General features: G+C 62.3%; 13 protein-coding genes. 11 read left to right on the top strand and 2 right to left on the bottom strand.

Features of this window, described 5'->3' with window-relative positions; translation table 11 throughout:
* Positions 1 to 109: 109 nt before the first annotated feature.
* Together ACMFWR_RS07125 and ACMFWR_RS07120 are read right to left on the bottom strand one after the other, a co-directional pair.
* The gene (locus ACMFWR_RS07125; protein WP_413194305.1) at positions 110 to 2,785 is read right to left on the bottom strand and encodes a TonB-dependent receptor; all 2,676 of its coding nucleotides are present in this window, start codon (positions 2,783 to 2,785) and stop codon (positions 110 to 112) included.
* A 349-nt stretch (positions 2,786 to 3,134) separates the two neighbouring features.
* Complete coding sequence (locus ACMFWR_RS07120; RefSeq protein ID WP_413194304.1) at positions 3,135 to 3,479, bottom strand: hypothetical protein; 345 nt, start codon at positions 3,477 to 3,479, stop codon at positions 3,135 to 3,137.
* A gap of 1,006 nt (positions 3,480 to 4,485) precedes the next feature.
* Here ACMFWR_RS07120 and ACMFWR_RS07115 point away from each other — a divergent pair.
* The 11 genes from ACMFWR_RS07115 to tal all read left to right on the top strand — a co-directional run bounded on the left by ACMFWR_RS07115 (position 4,486) and on the right by tal (position 19,992).
* Positions 4,486 to 5,097 carry a MotA/TolQ/ExbB proton channel family protein gene (locus ACMFWR_RS07115; protein ID WP_413194303.1) on the top strand — a complete coding sequence of 204 codons (612 nt, stop codon included), beginning with the start codon at positions 4,486 to 4,488 and terminating at the stop codon, positions 5,095 to 5,097.
* A gap of 31 nt (positions 5,098 to 5,128) precedes the next feature.
* Positions 5,129 to 5,548 carry an ExbD/TolR family protein gene (locus ACMFWR_RS07110; protein WP_413194302.1) on the top strand — a complete coding sequence of 140 codons (420 nt, stop codon included), beginning with the start codon at positions 5,129 to 5,131 and terminating at the stop codon, positions 5,546 to 5,548.
* Positions 5,545 to 6,303, top strand: a complete 759-nt coding sequence (locus tag ACMFWR_RS07105) for an energy transducer TonB (protein ID WP_413194301.1) — start codon at positions 5,545 to 5,547, stop codon at positions 6,301 to 6,303. The genes ACMFWR_RS07110 and ACMFWR_RS07105 overlap by 4 nt, the downstream gene beginning before the upstream one ends.
* A gap of 272 nt (positions 6,304 to 6,575) precedes the next feature.
* On the top strand, positions 6,576 to 8,471 hold the full coding sequence (locus ACMFWR_RS07100; protein ID WP_413194805.1) for an extracellular solute-binding protein: 1,896 nt from the start codon (positions 6,576 to 6,578) through the stop codon (positions 8,469 to 8,471).
* Between the two features lie 122 nt (positions 8,472 to 8,593).
* The gene (locus tag ACMFWR_RS07095; protein ID WP_413194300.1) at positions 8,594 to 9,649 is read left to right on the top strand and encodes a microcin C ABC transporter permease YejB; all 1,056 of its coding nucleotides are present in this window, start codon (positions 8,594 to 8,596) and stop codon (positions 9,647 to 9,649) included.
* Entirely contained in the window at positions 9,603 to 10,712 is a 1,110-nt protein-coding gene (locus ACMFWR_RS07090) for an ABC transporter permease (RefSeq protein ID WP_413194299.1), read from the top strand. The genes ACMFWR_RS07095 and ACMFWR_RS07090 overlap by 47 nt, the downstream gene beginning before the upstream one ends.
* Positions 10,713 to 10,715: 3 nt before the next feature.
* Complete coding sequence (locus tag ACMFWR_RS07085; protein ID WP_413194298.1) at positions 10,716 to 12,389, top strand: ABC transporter ATP-binding protein; 1,674 nt, start codon at positions 10,716 to 10,718, stop codon at positions 12,387 to 12,389.
* Entirely contained in the window at positions 12,386 to 13,822 is a 1,437-nt protein-coding gene (locus ACMFWR_RS07080; RefSeq protein WP_413194297.1) for a TldD/PmbA family protein, read from the top strand. Before ACMFWR_RS07085 ends, ACMFWR_RS07080 begins: the two co-directional genes overlap by 4 nt.
* Before the next feature lie 107 nt (positions 13,823 to 13,929).
* Positions 13,930 to 15,282, top strand: a complete 1,353-nt coding sequence (locus tag ACMFWR_RS07075; protein ID WP_413194804.1) for a TldD/PmbA family protein — start codon at positions 13,930 to 13,932, stop codon at positions 15,280 to 15,282.
* Between the two features lie 203 nt (positions 15,283 to 15,485).
* On the top strand, positions 15,486 to 18,698 hold the full coding sequence (locus ACMFWR_RS07070) for a multidrug efflux RND transporter permease subunit (protein ID WP_413194296.1): 3,213 nt from the start codon (positions 15,486 to 15,488) through the stop codon (positions 18,696 to 18,698).
* 331 nt (positions 18,699 to 19,029) lie between these two features.
* Positions 19,030 to 19,992 (top strand): transaldolase, encoded by a 963-nt coding sequence (gene tal / locus ACMFWR_RS07065; RefSeq protein WP_413194295.1) that lies wholly within the window; start codon positions 19,030 to 19,032, stop codon positions 19,990 to 19,992.
* The last annotated feature ends 100 nt before the right edge of the window (positions 19,993 to 20,092 follow it).

The raw sequence follows: 20,092 nt of genomic DNA, 5'->3' as shown, positions 1-20,092 counted from the left end.
GCAGGGAGGCGGGCTGGGCAGCCAGGACGCAAGGCAAAAAAAACGGCGCCCGAAGGCGCCGTGAGGACCATCTGCGTCGCGCGGTTCACGCGCGACGCGTTCGTTCTGCTTATTTGAAGTGGTACGTCGCACCGACCTGCACGAAGCGGCCGATGTAGTTGTACAGCGACGAGTCGTAGCTCGCATCCGGCGTCGCTTGCCAGACCGGATCGAAGTTCGGCGCGCGATTGAAGATGTTGTTGATGCCGCCGTAGATCGTCCAGTTCTTGATACCGCTGTACGTCGCGTACAGGTTGAAGATGCTCCACGAACCCACGCTGCCCGATGCACCCGGGTAGCCGCCGGTCACGTTCGCAATCGCGTTCGTGTACGGACCCGTGTACTCCCAGCTCAGCGTCGCGGCCCACTTGTTGTAGTTCCAGCTCAGGTCCGTCGTGCCCTTCCAGCGCGGGATCGAAGCACCGAACGGCTCGTAGAACGCACCGTTGTTGCCTGCGAAGTCGCTTGCGATACCGTTGTTCGGCATCTTGAAGTGCCACACGTAGGCCCAGTCGCCCGACAGCGTGAAGGTACCGATGCTCGTCGGCAGGCGCTGGCTGAACGTGAACTCGAAGCCGTCCGTGTCGAGGTACGACACGTTGCCGTACGACGTGTTCACGTACTCGATCGTGCCGCTGGCGTTACGCACAACGGTCGGTTCCTGGTTGTTGATCTGCGTCTGGATGCTGTCGCCCGTCTGCGCAATCGCGTTGTTGATTTCGATGCGATACCAGTCGAAACCGATATCCGTCGTCTTCGTCGGCGAGAGCTGGAAGCCGAGGTTGTAGTTGCGCGTGCGTTCCGGTTGCAGGTTCGGGTTGCCGTTCGTGATTTCGGTCACGAGCGCGGCTGCCGTGCTCACCGGGCTGAACGGATCCGATGCCGACTGTGCCGAGAACGTCTTCGACTGCGAACCTTCGATCAGCGTCGGAGCGCGGAAACCGCGCGCGAACGACGCGTACGCCGTGAACGCCTGGATCGGCTGGAAGCGCAACGCGAAGTGCGGCGAGAACGCGCCGCCGAAGTCGCTGTAGTGGTCATAGCGACCCGACTGGTCGAAGCTCAGGATCTGGCCAATGATCGGGATGTTGAACTCGTAGTACGCAGCCCAGACATTGCGCTGACCGTCGACTTCCTGAACGCCGGCCGGCACCACATCTTCCGTCACGCCGTTGATGACTTCGCTTTCGTGCAGGAACTGAGCACCGATACCGAAGCCGACATCGCCTGTGGGCAGCTTGAACAGGTTCGGCGTCGACGCAGTCAGGTCAACCGTGTCGAGCTTGCTGATACCCTGCGTCGATGCGTCCGTCAGCAGACCAGCGGGCATGCCCGTCGGGCTTGCGAAGTTGAACGTGCCGTCGTTGAGGATGCTGTTGAGCACCGGCGCGCTGATGACGTTCGTGTACGTGTTGGACACGACGTTCTGCGAGTGACCGTATTCAGCCTTCCAGTCCCAGTCGCCGAACGAACCGGTCGAGAAGCTGCCCTTCACACCCGTCGTCGCACGCACGAAGTTCGACACGGTGTCGACCGATTCCGTCTGCGGGAACGTGTACTGGATGAAGACCGGGTTGCCGAACGGGTTGGCCGGATTATTCGCCGACAGCAAGCCGCCGTTGGCGAGACCCGCGATACCGCCCGTCGCCGGATCGAAATACGTCGAGCCGCTGTTGAAACCGGCCGCGCTGATGTTCTGCGTCGTTTCGTTACGGCTGAACCACAGGCCAGCGTAGGCCTGCACGTTGTCGTTGATCTTGAACGTGCCGTCGACCTTCGCGCTCCAGCGCGTCGTCTGCGGCTGCAGCGATTGGTTCGCTGCCGTGTTGTTCACGCACTCGGTGCCGCTACCGCCCGTCAGCGCGCCGTTGACGGCGTGACCACCGTTCGGGCAGGGGGCCAGCGCGACATTGTCGCCGCCGTTGTTCAGGAAGCTCTGGCCCTGTTCGAGCAAGCCACCCGGCTTGTTCAGATAGTTCAGGTTCTGCGTGTTGTCACGATCGGACAACAGCACACCGTTTTCCTTGTAGTAGCTGACCGCACCGCTGATGTTGTAGCGGTCGCTGTTCAGGTCGCCGAAGCCACCGGCCGCGCTGAACTTGGTCGTACCTGCACCACCCGAAGTCGCGCCGCCGTAGCTGCCGTCGAGTGTCAGGCCGTGCATGTTGCGCTTGGTGATGATGTTGACCACACCTGCGATAGCGTCGGAGCCGTATTGCGACACCGCTCCGGTCTTCACGACTTCGATGCGCTCGATGATGTTCAACGGCAGCGTGTTGAGGTCGAAGAAGGTATCCGTGCCGTTGACCGCGAATGCGTACGGCGTCACGCGCTGACCGTCAACGAGCACCAGCGTGTACTTCTCGCTCAGGCCGCGCAATGCAATACCCGATGCGCCCGGTGCGAAGCTGTCGTTCGTACCCTGGTCCCAGCTGCTGCCCGAGTTCGCGCTGATGCTGCGCAGGTAGTCGGCAACGTTCGTATAGCCGCTGTCCTGGATGTCTTTGGCGGTGACCGTCTGGACCTGGTTGTAACCGGTCTTGTCCGACTGCTTGATCAGCGAACCCGTGACTTCCACGCGGTCGAGCTTGGTCGCGCTGCTGTCTGCAGGCGTCGTTGCGGTGGTGCCGCTCGCCGGCGTGGCCGGAGCGGTTTGCGCGAACGCGACGGGCATGAACGCAGCTGTCAACAGCAGCTCAGCCCCCACGATCTTCCTGATAGCGGATACCAACACCTTCTGTTTCACATTTTCCCCTTGTTGCTTTGGGCTGTACCCATTGGTTAGTGCGGCGCGGCGCCGAGTGAGCGCGTGCACGCAGTGCGCATGCGCGCCGATCGCTGTGTGAATCGCGCGCACCACCATGTCTTTGTGTGTAACTGACTTGAATACAGTTCGCCAGTCCCCACCCTCTTTACGGCCGGCGTCACTAAGCAATGGGTATGCCAATGGGATCTTTCGGACCGCTTACAGCGCAACGCCTTGACGGGCAAGGCTTACAGACGGCCGACACCTTTCAGCGAACCTTACATACGTGACATGGGAACGCGGAGGCTTACCCCGGTAAGCGGCGGGAGGTGATCGGCGGGAAACGGTATTACTGATGAGTAATGCAAAGCGATGTGAAGTCGCGCGCCGCACGAACGATCGGCGACCCCGGTGGCGACCATCGACGAAGCGGCCCCCCTTCGACGATCCGGTTGCAGTCCGCCGTCGCGCGGCGCATGAAACCCGCATCAAAGCGCAGGTCGATGCAGACGGTCGGGCGCCGACAACGTTCTGGTGCGACGGCGAAGACGCCACGCATGGCGAGAGACTCGAGCGATACAGACCGGACCCGAATCGCCCTGGCCCGCCCCGGCAAAATGAAACAAATATGAAAAATGATTGCCAACACAATCGAACTGTGACCGACCGGAAAGTGGGATCGGATCAATTTCATCCAATGTCGACGATCGACCCGAGAAGCCCGCCCCGCCTGACGAACGAACGTTCGGATTCAGATCGTGTTCTGCAAACGTTTTCGCGCGGAGGCACAATTCAATCTGTATCCGGTTGAATAACGCATCCTGCGTTCGGCATTTTTGTTTTGATTTTAACGAACGCGATTAATGACCACTTAATACCACCGTATTCCAGGGTCGCGAATCGATTAAAACGGCGCCGCCCGGTTCAATAATCTTTGAACTCATTCGTGAGCGATCGGGTCATAAGGTTGCATGTGCACGGGTTGCGCGAAAATCGCCTTACATTTCGCTTTCGCAACAAGGCGTGACATTAAACAAAATTAATTCAAACGCCCTTCAAACCCCCCGTTTCGAGCGAGCGCGTGGTGCATCTTTACGCACCACCTAAGTGCGCTTTACGCACCACATCTGTGAATGTTGCAACGCAAAGACAATTTTTGGTGCAAACGCGCGTGAAAGCGCCGTCTTTTGCGAGATTCGACTACTTCCTCTAATAAATGTTGGGATCACACCACAGTCATAGTGACCCATCCGGGTGCAAACGCCGGCCCGTCGCGGCTTACATTTCTTATCATCAAATCGCTGGCGAACAAGGGTTTTTGCCCCCTCAACACACGCGACTTCCTTCGACTATAATCCGCCCCCGAGTATTACCTCTCGCATTCAAGTATTTCTGATGCAGCTTTGAATCGCACGAAAGTAGATTTACTTATGCAAATTCCTGTGCTAACCCACAGGGTACGCACTGTTAAGATACTTTTCGCACGATTTCGTTGTGCATCGCGCACCGCAGTGGTTAGCCAACCCCAGCTAATTGCATCCACTGCGACGCCCGGTGCATGACAAACCGGACCTCAGGGTTCCGGCAAGCAAGTTGGCATACCGCTTGCTTTCTGAAGTTTGCTTTCCTTGGGTGACTGCTCAAAAGGTAGTCGTTCCACTTTTTTTGGCCATTTGCAGCGTTACATCTCGGAGTCCGCAGTGCTGAACACCCTCATCAATTACTCGGTCCAGTCGATGGGTCTTATCCCCTTGCTGGCATTCATCTTCCTGCTCGGTATCGCCATCATCATCGAGCGCTTCGCGTTTTTTGCCCGCGCCGTGCGCGCCGGCGACACGCTTGAACACGATCTCAAGTTGATCAACGGCAATGACCTCGATCAGGCTCAGAAAGTCGTTGCTCACTACAACAAGACGGTTCAGTCGGAACTCGTGAAGTCGGCTTTGGCCGTTCGTGGCAAGGAAGAAGCGATCGTGGAACGCGAGATCGAAGAAACGATCATGTTCCAGATGCCGCGCCTGGACCGTAACCTGTGGGTGCTCGACACGGCCGTCACGCTCGGACCGCTGCTCGGCCTGCTCGGTACGATTATCGGTATGGTGGAATCGTTCAACGTCCTCGGCGCATCGGGTGCATCGAACCCGAACGGCGTGACGGGCGGTATCGGCCACGCACTGACCGCAACGGCTTGCGGCCTGACGATCGCCATCATCTGCGTGATCTTCCTCAACTACTTCAACAAGCGCATTCGCATGACGGTCAACCAGTTTGACCTGATCAAGTCGCTGCTCGTTTCGCGATTCGCTGCCTGACGCTACCCGCGTCAACTGAAGGAGAAAGACCATGCGAAACCATCGCAGCCACTACCTCGGCGCGGAAGAAAAGGCACGGATCGAGATCATCCCGATGATCGACATCATGATGTTCTTGCTCGTGTTCTTCATGCTCGCGACCATCAAGATGATCCAGGGCGCCGGCATTCACCTGGACCTGCCCCAGTCGAGCACGGCTGAACAGCTCCAGAAGACCGTCAAGGTCTCGATCGGCGTCACGAAGGACAACCAGCTCTATATGGATGCGAAGCAGGTCAGCGAAGCTGATCTCGTCACGTCCCTCAAGGGCCTGACCAACGCCAACGCGAAGGTCGACGTCGCCATCGCCGGCGATGAAGGCACCAGCTACAAAAACATCGTCAAGGTGATGGACCTGGTTCGCCAGGCCGGCATCAGCTCGGTCGCGCTCGTCACGAATCCGACGACATGAGCAGCCCCGCCGCCGACATGAAAGACCAACAGCCCTCCAAACTCAACGGCGCCCTGTGGGCTTCGCATCATCCGCACAAAGAAGGGCGGATGTCGATGAAGATCGCAATCGGCGCGGCGTTGATCGTCGAGCTGCTGCTGGTCGTCGGGCTTTCGAGCATGAAGTTCCATACTGAGCCCCCCCCGGCGAAGAAGGAAATGCGTGTCGAAATCCCGCCGCCGCCGCCTCCGCCCGAGGTGAAGAAGATCGAACCTCCGGCTCCGCCGAAGAAGATCGATACGACTCCGCCCAAGCCGAAGCCCGTCGACAAACCGCCGCCCGCGAAGCCCGCGCCGGCACCGAAGGAAGCCGTGATCCCGGCAGCCGCGAACCCGACGGCCGACGCGCCGGCGGTTGCAACGGCTCCGTCGACCGCGCCGGCAGGCCCGGCAACGGCAGCGACTGGTGCGCCGCCGGCACCGGCACTGCACGGCGTCGTCGACGGTCGCGGCCACTGCACCCCGGTGCAGCCGCAGATCCCGCGCAAGGCATTGCAGGACGGCATCTCGGCCAGCGTGATCGCTCACCTGACGATCAATCCCGACGGCAGCGTCGGCGATGTGAAGATCATGCGCGTGACGCCGCCGACCTCAGTGTTCAACGAGGCCGTGATTGCAGCCGGCAAGGCGTACAAGTGCGAAAAGAACTCGGAACCGTACGTCGGTGAGGTCGAATTCGCATTCAAGACGACCGCCGCGAGCGACGACGACAACTAAGCATCGCCTGAGCACGCCCGCCCTCGCGGGCGTGTGAGCGAAGCACCGCAGTCTGGCCCGTCGCCGAACCCATGGCCCTGGTATTGCGCAAAGCGCGGTCCGGGGCCATCGTTCAGTACGCGCCCGAAGAATCAGAGACCACCCGGCATGTGTTGCGGCCCACCGCCGCGAGCACGCCGAATGGAAGGCCGTCGGGCTATCCGCCCACCGGCGTTTTCACGCATTCGCTTATGAAACTCGTGAAGTTGAAGCGCCTGCGCACCGCGCGGGCGATGGTGCCATGGACCGCCGAGGCGGCTCCGTTGCGCGCCACACAGCGCCGCACGCGCTGGCTGGCCCCGCTGTTGGCGGGCCTGGTCGCCGCCACTGCCGGCCTGACCGCCCTCCCCTCTTTCGCCAAAAGCGCGATTGCACAGTACGGCGAGCCCAAATACCCCGCCAACTTCACGCATTTCGACTACGCGAACCCTGACGCGCCGCGCGACGGCGTGCTCAATTTTCAGAATTACGACGAGTCGCAAAGCTACGACTCGCTGAACCCGTTCCTCGTGCGCGGCCAGCCGGCGCCGGACATCAAGAACCTGATGTTCGACACGCTGATGCAGCGCAGCTGGGACGAGCAGGCGTCGGAATACGCGCTGATCGCGGACGATGTGCAGGTCGCGCCCGACTACTCGTCGGCGACGTTCCACATCAATCCGGCCGCGCGCTTCAACAACGGCGACCCGATCACGGCCAACGACGTCAAGTACTCGTACGACGTGATGGCGAGCAACAAGGTCTCGCCGCTGCTCAACGCGCAGTTCGCCGTCATCGCGCGCTGCGTGGTGCTCGATGCGTCGACCGTGCGCTTCGATTTCAAGCATGCGGAGCGCGATGCGCCGCTGATCGCGGGCGACCTCCCGGTGTTCTCGCCGAAGTGGGGCATGCGCGCCGACGGCACGCACCCGGACTTCGACACGATCGCGACGGCCGCACCGATTGCGAGCGGTCCTTATCTGATCGACCAGCGCAAGAACGATCACACGATCTCTTACAAGCGCAACCCCGACTACTGGGCGAAGGACCTGCCTTCGCGCAAGGGTTCGTTCAATTTCGAGCGCGTGACCTTCAAGCTGTACCTCGACCACTACACGCAGCTCGAGTCGTTCAAGTCCGGCGACACCGACGTGCAGGTCGAATACAGCTCGACGCAATGGGCGCGCAAGTACGTCGGGAAGAACTTCAAGAGCGGTCTGCTCAAGCAGGGCACGTTCCCGAACCACAGCGCGCAGATGCAGGGCTTCATCTACAACATGCGCAAGCCGATGTTCTCGGACATCCGCGTACGTCAGGCACTCGTTTATGCATTCGACTACGAATGGATGAACCGCATGATGTTCTACGGCCAGTACCGGCGCGTGCAGAGCTACTTCCAGGACAGCCCGTTCCAGGCGACGGGGCTGCCGAGCGAAAAAGAACTCGCGCTGCTCGAGCCGTATCGCTCGCAATTGCCCAAGGCCGTGTTCGGCCCGGCCATGGTTCAGCCGCGTACGGATGGCGACCACTCGCTGCGCGACAACCTGAAGCTCGCGCGTGACCTGCTGTCGCAGGCCGGCTGGACCTATCGCGACGGTGCGCTGCGCGATGCGAACGGCAACCCGATGACGATCGAAATTCTCGACGATCAGCCGGGCATGGACCGCGTGATCATGCCGTTCATCCGCAATCTCGAGACGCTGGGCATCTCGGCGAACCTGCGCGAAGTGGACAGCGCGCTGTACCAGAAGCGTATCGACAACTTCCAGTTCGATATGACGACGTATATCTACCCGATCTCCCTGATTCCGGGTATCGAGCTGCGCCACCGCTTCAGCAGCGCGGCCGCCAGCGAGGTCGGCTCGGAAAACTATCCGGGCGTGCGTTCGAAGGTGGTCGACGCGTTGGTCGAGAAGGTACTGACGGCCGATTCAGTCGACGATCTGCAGGCCGCCACGCGCGCGCTGGATCGCGTGCTGCTCAACAACTATTACCTGATCCCGCAGTATTACCTGCCGAATTCGCGGATCGCGTACAAGACGACGATCGGGTATCCGGCCGTCGTGCCGCGCACGTATCAGTACGAAGACTGGGTGCTCGACTACTGGTTCCAGAAACAGAAGTCGATGGCGACCGCGGCGACAAACTGAGCCGCGCGAGTCAGGGCCCGCACCCACGATGAGGTCCGGGCCTGTGGGGCACCTTGCCCCCGCCCCTGCTTTTTTCCCCTGCCCCTCGGGCAGGACAGCATCAAGGAAGGACTGACAACCTTATGTTTGCGTATATTCTCCGGCGACTGCTGCTGATGATCCCGACGTTGATCGGTGTCGTCACGCTGACTTTCGCAGTGACCCAGTTCGTGCCGGGCGGCCCGGTCGAACAGATGATGACCCAGCTGCGCCACGGCAGCACGCGCGGCGGTGAAGGCGGCGGCGCCGGCAATATCGGCTATCACGCGAGCCAGGGTCTCGACCCGAAACAGGTCGAAGAGATCAAGAAGCAATTCGGCTTCGACAAGCCGCCGATCACGCGCTATTTCCTGATGCTCAAGGACTACGCGACGTTCAACCTCGGCAGCTCGTACTACCAGCACGCAAGCGTGTGGCACGTGATCGTCTCGAAGTTGCCCGTGTCGATCACCCTCGGGCTGTGGACACTGGTGCTCACCTATCTCGTGTCGGTCCCGCTGGGCATTGCCAAGGCGGTTCGGGCGGGATCGAAGTTCGATACGATCACCAGCGTTCTCGTGCTCGCAGGCTATGCGATTCCGGGCTTCGTGCTCGGTGTGCTGCTGCTGATGCTGTTCGGCGGCGGTACGTTCTGGCAATGGTTCCCGATGCGGGGCCTCACGTCGGACAACTTCGACGACCTCACGCTGATCGGCAAGGTCCTCGACTACCTGTGGCACATCGTGTTGCCGATCACGGCATCGGTCGTGGGCAACTTCGCGATCATCACGATCCTGACCAAGAACACCTTCCTCGAGGAAATCGGCCGTCAATACGTACTGACCGCGCGTGCCAAGGGCGCGCCCGAGCGCGACGTGCTCTGGAAACACGTGTTCCGCAACGCGATGATCCCGCTGCTCACGGGTCTGCCCGCGGCTTTCGTCGGCGCGTTCCTCAACGGCAGCCTGCTGATCGAGACGCTGTTCTCGCTCGATGGCATGGGCCTGCTCTCGTACGACTCGGTGATTCGCCGCGACTACCCTGTCGTGCTCGGTTCGCTTTATCTGTTCACCCTGATTGGTCTCGTGACCAAACTCATTGCTGACGTCTGCTATGTCCTCGTCGACCCCCGCATCCAATTCAACAGCCTGGACCGCTAATCCGGCCGCCGGTACGCCCGTCGCCTCGGTCTCGCCCGGGCGTCGGATCTGGCTGCGCTTCAAGCAGCAGCGTCTGGGCTACTGGAGCATGATCATTTTCGTGACGCTGTTCGTCGTGAGCCTGTTTGCGGAAGTCCTCGCGAACGACCGGCCTCTCGTCGTGCGTTACGACGGTCATTTCTATTTCCCGATCGTCCACAACTATTCGGAACTGACGTTCGGCGGCGATTTCCCGGCGCAGACGAACTATCTCGATCCGTATATCCGCAAGCGGCTCGAGTCGGGCGACAACTTCGCGATCTATCCGCCGAACCACTATCGCTACGACACGATCGACTACTTCGCGTCGAAGCCCTACCCTGCCGCGCCGAATAACCAGAACTGGCTCGGCACGGATCAGTTCGGCCGCGACGTGCTGTCGCGTGTGCTCTATGGTTTCCGCCTGTCGGTGCTGATGGCGCTCGCGCTGACGGTATTCGGCGTGATCGTCGGCACGCTCGTCGGCGCGCTGCAGGGCTTCTATGGCGGACGCACCGACCTGATCGGGCAACGGCTCATCGAGATCTGGAGCTCGATGCCCGATCTCTACCTGCTGATCATCTTTGCGTCGATCTTCGAGCCGTCGCTCGTGCTGCTGTTCATCCTGCTGTCGATGTTCGGCTGGCTCGTCGTGTCGGATTACGTGCGCGCGGAATTCCTGCGCAATCGCTCGCTCGACTACGTGAAGGCCGCACGCACGATGGGCCTCTCGAACTGGCAGATCATCTGGCGCCATGTGCTGCCCAACAGCCTGACGCCCGTCATCACGCTGCTGCCGTTCCGCATGAGCGCGTCGATTCTCTCGCTCACGAGCCTCGACTTCCTGGGTCTGGGCGTGCCGCCCCCGACGCCGAGCCTCGGCGAACTGCTGCAGGAAGGCAAGAACTACCTCGACGCATGGTGGATCTCGGTGACGGCGTTCTCGATCCTCGTGATCACGATGCTGCTGCTGACCTTCATGGGCGACGCCCTTCGCAACGCGTTCGACACGCGCTCGCATGGCTCGCAAACGGAGGGGAAGTAAGTCATGACTCAGAACCAGAACATGAAGACGGCGAACGCGCAGCGTCCGCTGCTTGAAATCGAAAACTTTTCGGCACGCTTTGGCAGCAAGGTCGCCGTGCGCGACCTGAGCCTGTCGGTTGCACGCGGTGAGCGCGTGGCGCTCGTCGGCGAATCCGGCTCGGGCAAGAGCGTGACGGCCCTCTCGATCCTGCGCCTCGTGCATGGCGCGGCGCTTAGCGGCGCGATGCGCCTCGACGGCGAAGACCTGCTCAAGAAGACCGAACACGAAATGCGCGGCCTGCGCGGCAAGCACGTGTCGATGGTGTTCCAGGAGCCGATGACGGCCCTGAACCCGCTCTACACAATCGGCAAGCAGATTGCCGAAAGCCTGCTGCTGCACGAAGGCCTGCGTCCGAACGCGGCGCGTGCGCGCGGCATCGAACTGCTGCGGCGCACGGGCATTCCCGAGCCGGAGCGCCGCATCGACAGCTATCCGCACCAGCTCTCGGGTGGACAGCGTCAGCGCGCGATGATCGCCATGGCGCTCGCGTGCCGCCCTCGCCTGCTGCTCGCGGACGAACCGACGACCGCGCTCGACGTGACGGTGCGTCAGCAGATCGTCGATCTGCTGATCGAGCTTCAGGAACAGGAAGCGAACGATCACGGCATGGCCGTGCTTCTGATCACGCACGATCTGAATCTCGTGCGCCGTTTCGCGCAGCGCGTGGCCGTGATGGAAAAGGGTGTGCTCGTCGAGACGAATACCACCGAAGCGCTGTTCCGCTCGCCGCAGCACCCGTATACGCAGCGCCTGCTCGACAGCGAACCCAAGCGCCTCGTCTCGCCCGTCGAGCCGCATGCGCGCCGGCTCCTCGAGATCGACAAGCTCGCGGTCGACTATCGCGTCGCGGCCAAGGGCTTGCGCTCGCTGTTCCATAACGACGCGTTCCGCGCCGTGCACGACGTGAGCCTGACGCTGCGCCGCGGTGAAACGATGGGCGTGGTCGGCGAATCGGGTTCGGGCAAATCGACCCTGGCATCCGTGGTGCTGGGCCTGCAACGCGCCGCCGAAGGCAGCGTGCATATCGACGGCCAGCCGATGGATGGCCTGCGTTCGGCCAGCGCGCGCAAGGCGCTGTACTCGAAGATGCAGGTCGTGTTCCAGGACCCGTTCGGCTCACTCTCGCCGCGCATGACGATCGAACAGATCGTCGGCGAAGGGTTGGTCGTGCACAAGCCCGAGATGACGCTCGAACAACGGCGTCACCGCATTGCGTCGCTGCTCGACGAAGTCGGCATGCCCGCCGACTCGATGTCGCGCTATCCGCATGAATTCTCGGGCGGCCAGCGCCAGCGGATCGCGATTGCGCGTGCACTCGCAGTCGAGCCTGAATTCATGGTGCTCGACGAGCCGACCAGCGCGCTCGACGTCTCGATCCAGCAGCAGGTGCTTGCGCTGCTGACCAAGCTTCAGCAAAAGTACAACCTCAGCTATCTGTTCATCACGCACGATCTCGCCGTCATGCGCGCCATGGCGCACAAGATCATCGTGATGAAATCGGGCCGCATCGTCGAAGCCGGTGACGCGCTCGAGATCCTGAACAATCCGACCCACCCCTATACGCAGGCCCTGCTCGCCGCCTCGATGGTTCAACAGGCCGATGCATCGCCCGCCCCCGAGGACGCACTGGCATGACCGATACGCGCTGGGCAGACGCAGGACGCACGCTTCGTAGCGACGCCGATTTCTGGTCGCTGCGCATCGTCGACGAACGCACCGATGAGCATCGTGTGCGTAATGATGTCGCCCAGCCGCTTCGAATGGACCGGGATCGCGGCGCGATGCTGATCGCTTATGCCGGCCGCGGTGCGGGGTATGCGGCCACCGGCGACCTGTCGCCGGCGGGCCTTCAGGCCGCGCTCGACCTCGCGGTTGCGCGCGCACGCGCGAGTGCCGCGGTATCGCTGATCGATCATCGCAGCGTGTCGCGTCCCTCGGCGAGCGGCGTGTATCGTTCGCCCGACTATGACAGCGCGATGCCGTCGCGCGGCGAATGGCTCGACCGGCTCGCGCAGGAATGCGCGGACGCGCGCATCGACAGCCGCATCGTCGAGCGCTCAGCTTCGGCACGCATCACGCAGACCGACCAGATCTACGTCACGAGCGACGGCGTGCGCACCGACCAGCACTTCCGCTACGTATTGCCGGAAATCAGCGTGCTTGCGCATGCGAACGGCGACACGCAGCAACGCTCGCTGTCCGGGCACGGCGCCTTCCTGCAAGGCGGCCTCGGTGTGCTGTCTCAAGTGGGTTTCAATGGCAGTGCCTCCCGCATTGCGGATGAAGCGCTGCAGTTGCTGGCCGCACCGAATTGCCCGAGCGGACCCCGCGATCTGTTACTGATGCCGGATCAGATGATGCTGCAGATTCACGAGTCGATCGGACACCCGCTCGAGCTCGACCGGATCCTCGGCGACGAACGCAATTTCGCGGGCTGGAGCTTTGTGAAGCCCGAAATGTTCGGCGCGTACCAGTACGGCTCATCGCTGCTCAACGTCACGTTCGATCCCGAACTGCGCGAGGAAGCCGCGTCCTATGGCTATGACGACGACGGCACGGTCGCATCCAAGCAGTACCTGATCCGCAACGGCGTGCTCGAGCGGCCGCTCGGCGGCGCGCTCTCGCAGCAGCGCGCAGGCATGGCGGGTGTGGCCAATTCACGCGCGGCAAGCTGGAATCGCGCGCCGATCGATCGCATGGCCAATATCAACATCGAGCCGGGCACGAGCTCGCTCGACGAGATGATTGCCGGCATCGAACGCGGCATCGTCATGCGAACCAACGTGTCGTGGTCGATCGACGATCACCGCAATAAATTCCAGTTTGGCTGCGAGTTCGGCCAGCTCATCGAAAACGGCAAGCTCACGACTGTCGTCAAGCGGCCGAACTATCGCGGCATTTCCGCGAGCTTCTGGCGCAGCCTGACCGCGGTCGGCAATGCGGCGACGCGCGAAGTGCTCGGCACGCCCTACTGCGGCAAGGGTGAGCCTGCCCAGATCATTCGTGTCGGCCATGCGTCGCCCGCCTGCGTCTTTGCGAATGTCGACGTGTTCGGAGGTGAGGCATGAAGATCGATACGCAAAGCGAAACGCAAGCCGGCGTGCACGGCAATGCCGAAGCGCATCAGCCCGCGACGTCCGGCATGGCTGCCGGTGCTGCCGCGTCCGCGAGTTCGATGTCGGCGACGGCTCATGCCGGCTTCGACTGGCATCCGCATTTCATCGCACTCGTCGATGCGATCGAAGCGTCGCGCCTGCAGGGCGAGACCACACTGTGCTCGCTTGCGGCTGAGCAATCGGAATTCATTCGCTTCAATGCCGCTCAGGTCCGCCAGATCGGCACGGTCTCGCAGGGGCGTCTGACCGTCCGTCTGATCGCCGGTGCGCGTCATGCGTACTCGACGCTGACACTCAGCGGAGACCGGCAGGCCGATCTCGCCGAAGTCGACGAGGCCGTCAAGGTGCTGCGCAGCGCGCTGCAGGATTCGCACGACGACCCTCACCTGCTGTTCGATACGACCACGTGGGCGCAATCGTTACGGCGTCACGGACAATTGCCCGACCCCGCGCATCTTGTCGCCACCGTCACGGCACGCGCACACGGTCTGGACTTTGTCGGCTTTTACGCCGGCGGCACGATCGTACGGGGTTTCGCTTCGTCGACCGGCAGTCGCGGCTGGCACCAGACCGACACCTTCAATTTCAGCTGGTCGCTGTATGACCCGAGCGGCCGTGCGATCAAGACGACCTACGCGGGCGATCAGTGGAGCGATGCAGTATTCGCGGGCAAGCTCGCGGACGCAGCGGCGCGCCTGCCCGTGCTCAAGCTTGCCCCACGCGCGCTGGCTCCGGGCCGCTATCGTGCCTATCTGTCGCCCCAGGCGCTCGACGAGCTGCTGAGCGTGCTCAACTGGACCGGCGGGTTTTCCGCGCGGCAACAGGCAACATCGAGCAGCACGCTCTACAAGCTGCATACCGGCGAGCGCCAGCTCGATCCGCGCGTGCACCTCACCGAGGATCTGGCGCTCGGCGTGGCCGCGGGCTTTAACGACGATGGCTACGTGCGGCGCAACGTGACGCTCGTCGACGCCGGCCGCAGTGTCGAGCAACTCACGAGCGCACGCACCGCGCGCGAATACGGGCTGTCGACCAACGGCGCCACATCGGATGAAGCGCCCTCGTCGCTGTCGATGCGAGGCGGTGATCTCCCCGACAGCGAGATCCTTGCCGCGATCGGCACGGGACTCTATATCGGCAACCTCTGGTATGTGAACGTCTCCGACCCGATGAATGCGCGACTCACGGGCATGACACGCTTTGCGACGTTCTGGGTCGAAGACGGCAAGATCGTGGCGCCGATCGAAGCCATGCGTTTCGATGACTCGATCTACCGGATTCTCGGTGATGAACTCGAGCGACTGACCCAGGCACCGGAACTCGTGCTCAATGATGCGTCGTACGGCGAGCGCGGCACGGGCGGTCATAAACTACCGGGGCTGCTGCTGCGCGGGTTTGCGCTGACGCTGTAAAAGCGCACCTCGCGAAGGCGCACCTCGCGCGCAGTGTTGTTTGTATGAAAAATATCGTTTGGGGGCCCGCGTTCGGGCCCATACTACGTGTCCGCCACAAGCGGCAAGGCACACGCCACGCAGGACAACACGGTTCTTGCTGCGCGTCTCGCCACTCGCTGAAGGCGGCTCGACAATAACGACGCAGCCACACAGAGCCGATCTTGCCTTCCTTCTTTATCGACCGCCCCATCTTCGCCTGGGTGATCGCGCTGGTCATCATGATTGCCGGCGCGCTCTCGCTGCCCGAGCTTCCGGTGTCGCAATTCCCGCGACTCTCGCCGCCGCGCGTCGAGATCGATACGGTCTATCCGGGCGCGACCGCCGAAACCGTCGACGCGAATGTCGCGAGCATCATCGAAGAAGCGCTCGATGGCGCCGATGGGCTGCTCTATTACCAGAGCGATAGCGACGGCCTTGGCGAAGTGCAGATCAGCGTGACGTTCGAGCCGGGCACCAATCCCGACCTCGCGGTCGTCGACGTCCAGAACCGCCTCAAGCAAATCGAGCCACGCCTGCCGCAACAAGTGCTGCAGCAAGGCATCTCCGTGTCGAAGCAGTCGGGGACGTTCCTGATGGTCGTCGCGCTGACGTCGACCGACGGTCAACGCGACTCGGCCGACCTCGGCAACTATATGAGCCGCTACGTGCTGCGCGAAATCAAGCGCGCGCCGGGTGTCGGCTCCGCGCAGCTCTGGGATGCCGATCGTGCGATGCGAATCTGGATCGACCCGGTCAAGCTGCGCGAATATGGCCTCGCCGCCGACGATGTCAGCAATGCGATCGCCGCGCAGAACGTGGCCATCGCGGCAGGCACACTCGGCGATGCACCGTTCGTGAAGGGCCAGCAGCTCTCGGCGAGTATCGTCGTGCGAGGGCAATTGAGCACGCCCGACGAATTCGGTTCGATCGTCCTGAAAGCGCTGCCGAACGGTGCGTCGATCCATCTGCGCGATGTCGCGCGCGTGGAACTCGGCAAGGATAGTTATTCGTTCTATTCGCGACTCAACGGCAAGCAGGCCGCAACCGTCGGTGTGCAGCTCGCGCCGGACGGCAATGCGCTCGAGACGTCGAAAGCGATTCACGCGAAGCTCGACGAGATCTCGAAGTCGCTGCCGCCGGGCGTCGCGCTCCAAGTGCCATTCGACGCGTCGACTTTTGTGCATGTCGCGATCAAGGAAGTTGTCATCACGCTGCTCGAAGCGATCGTGCTCGTGTTCGTCGTGATGCGGCTGTTCCTGCGCGACTGGCGCTACACGTTGATCCCGACGGTCGTGATCCCCGTCACCCTGATGGGGTCGTGCGCGGTCATTGCGGCGCTCGGTTACTCGATCAACACCTTTACGATGTTCGGGATGGTGTTGTCGATCGGGATCCTCGTCGACGACGCGATCGTCGTCGTCGAAAACGTCGAGCGCATCATGCACGAGCAGGCGCTCCCCCCTCGCGATGCGACGCGTCAGGCCATGAAGCAGATCGTCGGCGCGCTGATCGGCGTGACGGTCGTGCTGACCGCCGTGTTCATTCCGCTCGCCTGCATGCGCGGCGGTGTCGGCGGCGTCTATCGTCAGTTCTCGGCGGCCATGATCGCGTCGATGGTCATTTCGTCGTTGATGGCGATGTCGCTGACGCCCGCGCTGTGCGCGACGCTGCTCAAGCCGATGAAGACCACGCAATCGCTGGACGGTCATCTGCATGCGGCACCGGAGACGGGTCTGCTCGCGGGCTTTCATCGCCGTTTCGAGCGCGTGTCGCGACGCTATCGTCGACTCGTGCAGACCCTGCTGAATCGATCCGGCCCGACACTTGCGGTCTATGCGGCCCTCGTCGTCGCCAGCGTGTTCCTGTATCTGCATCTGCCCGAAGGCTTCTTGCCGACCGAGGACCAGGGCAATATCCAGATCATCGTGCAGATGCCGCCGGGGTCGACACAGAACCGGACGCAGGCCGTGCTCGAGCGCGTCGAGCAGATCATCCGTCGCGAGCCTTCGGTGTCCAATCTCACGAGCATGGTCGGGTATAGCGACTACGGCAGCGGTCAGAATACGGGCCAGGCCTTTGTCGAGCTCAAGGACTGGGACAAGCGTGACGTCACGTCGCCGCAGCTCGCCGACCGCCTCAACAAGGCATTCGCCGAGATCAAGGACGGCGACGTGATGGCCAACCTGCCGCCGGCTGTGCCGGGGCTCGGCCATACCGACGGCTTCGTGTTCCGGCTCGAAGATCGGGGTGGGGTCGGTATCGAGGCGCTCGTCAATGCGCGGCAGAAGCTCTTCGATCTCGCGAAGCAGGATCCGATGATCACGTCGATCCACACGGAATCGTTGCCCGATGCGCCGCGACTCGTCGTCGATGTCGATCGCGAGAAGGCGTACACGATGGGCATCACGTTCCAGGAAGTGCAGGCTGCGCTCGGCGCGGCGTTCGGCACAACCTATCTCGACGACTATCCGTCGGGCGGCCGGATGCAACGCGTGCTCGTGTCGGGCACCGCGGAAACACGGATGTCGGCCGATGACGTCATGCAGCTCACGGTTGCCAATGCGAGCAAGCAGATGGTGCCCGTTTCATCGTTTGCGACCGCTCACTGGTCGATGGGCCCGATCGATCTGTCGCGCTACAACGGTTATCCGTCGCTCGACGTGACCGGCCGCGCGGCCGAAGGCTACAGCTCGGGCCAGGCGATGGCCGAGCTCGAGAAGCTCGCGCGGTCGTCGCTGCCTGTCGGCGTGACCTACGAGTGGACCGGACAGGCGCGCGAGGCCAATCAGGCATCGGCGCAGGTCGGCCTGCTCATCACGCTGTCGCTGCTCGCGGTGTTTCTGTCACTGGCCGCACTGTATGAGAGCTGGTCGGTGCCGGTTTCGGTGCTGATGATCGTGCCGCTTGGCGTGATCGGCGCAGTCGGCGCGATGCTCCTGCGCGGCATGCCGAATGACATTTACTTCAAGGTCGGCCTTGTGACCGTGTTCGGGCTTGCGAGCAAGAACGCGATCCTGATCGTCCAGTTTGCGCGCGAATTGCGGCAACGCAACATCCCGCTCACGCAGGCGATCATCGAGGCGGCGTCGCTGCGCTTCCGGCCGATCGTCATGACGTCGATGGCGTTCGTGCTCGGCGTGCTGCCGCTCGTGATCGCGTCGGGCGCCGGCGCGCAGAGCCGCCATTCGATCGGCACCGGCGTGTTCGGCGGCGTGATCGCCGCAACCGCGCTGGGCCTGATCTTCGCGCCGTTGTCGTACTACTTCATTTCGAGTCCGCTGCGCGCGCTGGGTTTGCGCAAACGCGGTGCGCATGGCCAGGGCACGACGGTGCCGCACAACCGGCTCGGCGCGGGCAGCGATGCGTCACGGCAGGATCAGGAGCCGTTCAAGTAAAGATGGGCGCCGGGAGCCTTGCCCCGGCGCTGCAGCGCTGCGGCAGGCTCGATTTATCGCGCCCGGCGCCGCTTCCGATGGCGCCGGACGGGACGCCTGTCGAGACCCTCGAGGCGACGCGTGCTGCGCCCTGCGCCCGACAGGGGTATCGTGCTGCGTGGCATAGGTCAGTTTGATACCGGCGCGGTCCCACAGGCCCGCCGGGCCGGCCTATGGGTCGCGATCGGTAAGAACGCGGCAAAATCGTAGCGGCCGGTGGCAACAAAAGGACTAGTCTTGCTTGTCCGCTGGACGCACAATAGAAGTCTCTCTCTGTTGACCCCCGACTGCCATGACAGCACTCGAACAGCTCAAGCAATACACGACCGTTGTCTCCGACACCGGCGACTTCCAGGCCATCGCTCAGTACAAGCCGCAAGACGCAACGACGAATCCGTCGCTGATTCTCAAGGCAGTGCAGAAAGCCGAATACCGGCCGCTGCTCGAAAAAGTGGTTCGCGAGAGCAACGGTGAAGCGCTCGAATCGATCATCGACAAGCTGCTGATCACATTCGGCACTGAAATCCTGAAGATCATTCCGGGCCGTGTCTCGACCGAAGTCGACGCACGCCTGTCGTTCAATATTCAGGCCTCGATCGACAAGGGCCGCCACCTGATCGCGCTGTACGAAAAGGCCGGCATCTCGCGCGATCGCATCCTGATCAAGCTCGCATCGACCTGGGAAGGCGTGCGCGCGGCTGAAGTCCTCCAGAAGGAAGGCATCAACTGCAACATGACGCTGCTGTTCTCGCTCGCGCAAGCCGTGGCATGCGCTGAAGCGAAGGCCAAGCTGATCTCGCCGTTCGTCGGCCGGATCTACGACTGGTACAAGAAGGCAGCGGGCCCGAACTGGGACGAGCAAAAGAACGGCGGCGCGAACGACCCGGGCGTGCATTCGGTGCGCACGATCTATGCGTACTACAAGAAGTTCGGCTACCCGACCGAAGTCATGGGCGCGAGTTTCCGCACGACGTCTCAGATTCTCGAACTCGCCGGTTGCGACCTGCTGACGATCAGTCCTGACCTGCTGCAAAAGCTCGCGGACGACAACAGCCCCGTCGAACGCAAGCTGTCGGCCGACATCGCGAAGAACGACTCGATCGCCCGCATCGCCGTCGATGAAGCTTCGTTCCGCTTCCAGCTCAACGAAGACGCGATGGCCACCGAGAAGCTGTCGGAAGGCATCCGCACCTTCGCCGCCGACGCCATCAAGCTCGAAAAGCTGATTCTCGAACTGCAAAAGCAACCGGCCTGATCGGTCTTCCTGTGAGCGATATGCCTCGCGGTGCTCGCACCGCGGGAGATATCGCTGAATGGTTTGTTCAAAGTCGTTCGTTACGGCCTTGCTCGCTCGC

It is taken from the genome of Pararobbsia alpina (genome assembly GCF_965118125.1).
Classification (GTDB): Bacteria; Pseudomonadota; Gammaproteobacteria; order Burkholderiales; family Burkholderiaceae; genus Pararobbsia; species Pararobbsia alpina_A.
The sequence above is the reverse complement of the archived record's forward strand: the minus strand, read 5'-3'. Positions and strand labels throughout refer to the sequence as shown.

What these genes read in the sequence shown, in the direction of transcription:
- ACMFWR_RS07120 (WP_413194304.1), bottom strand. Translation starts at nt 3,479, where the DNA reads ATGAAATTGATCCGATCCCACTTTCCGGTCGGTCACAGTTCGATTGTG.
- ACMFWR_RS07110 (WP_413194302.1), top strand. Translation starts at nt 5,129, where the DNA reads ATGCGAAACCATCGCAGCCACTACCTCGGCGCGGAAGAAAAGGCACGG.
- ACMFWR_RS07105 (WP_413194301.1), top strand. Translation starts at nt 5,545, where the DNA reads ATGAGCAGCCCCGCCGCCGACATGAAAGACCAACAGCCCTCCAAACTC.
- ACMFWR_RS07100 (WP_413194805.1), top strand. Translation starts at nt 6,576, where the DNA reads ATGGTGCCATGGACCGCCGAGGCGGCTCCGTTGCGCGCCACACAGCGC.
- ACMFWR_RS07095 (WP_413194300.1), top strand. Translation starts at nt 8,594, where the DNA reads ATGTTTGCGTATATTCTCCGGCGACTGCTGCTGATGATCCCGACGTTG.
- ACMFWR_RS07090 (WP_413194299.1), top strand. Translation starts at nt 9,603, where the DNA reads ATGTCCTCGTCGACCCCCGCATCCAATTCAACAGCCTGGACCGCTAAT.
- ACMFWR_RS07085 (WP_413194298.1), top strand. Translation starts at nt 10,716, where the DNA reads ATGACTCAGAACCAGAACATGAAGACGGCGAACGCGCAGCGTCCGCTG.
- ACMFWR_RS07080 (WP_413194297.1), top strand. Translation starts at nt 12,386, where the DNA reads ATGACCGATACGCGCTGGGCAGACGCAGGACGCACGCTTCGTAGCGAC.
- ACMFWR_RS07075 (WP_413194804.1), top strand. Translation starts at nt 13,930, where the DNA reads ATGTCGGCGACGGCTCATGCCGGCTTCGACTGGCATCCGCATTTCATC.
- tal (WP_413194295.1), top strand. Translation starts at nt 19,030, where the DNA reads ATGACAGCACTCGAACAGCTCAAGCAATACACGACCGTTGTCTCCGAC.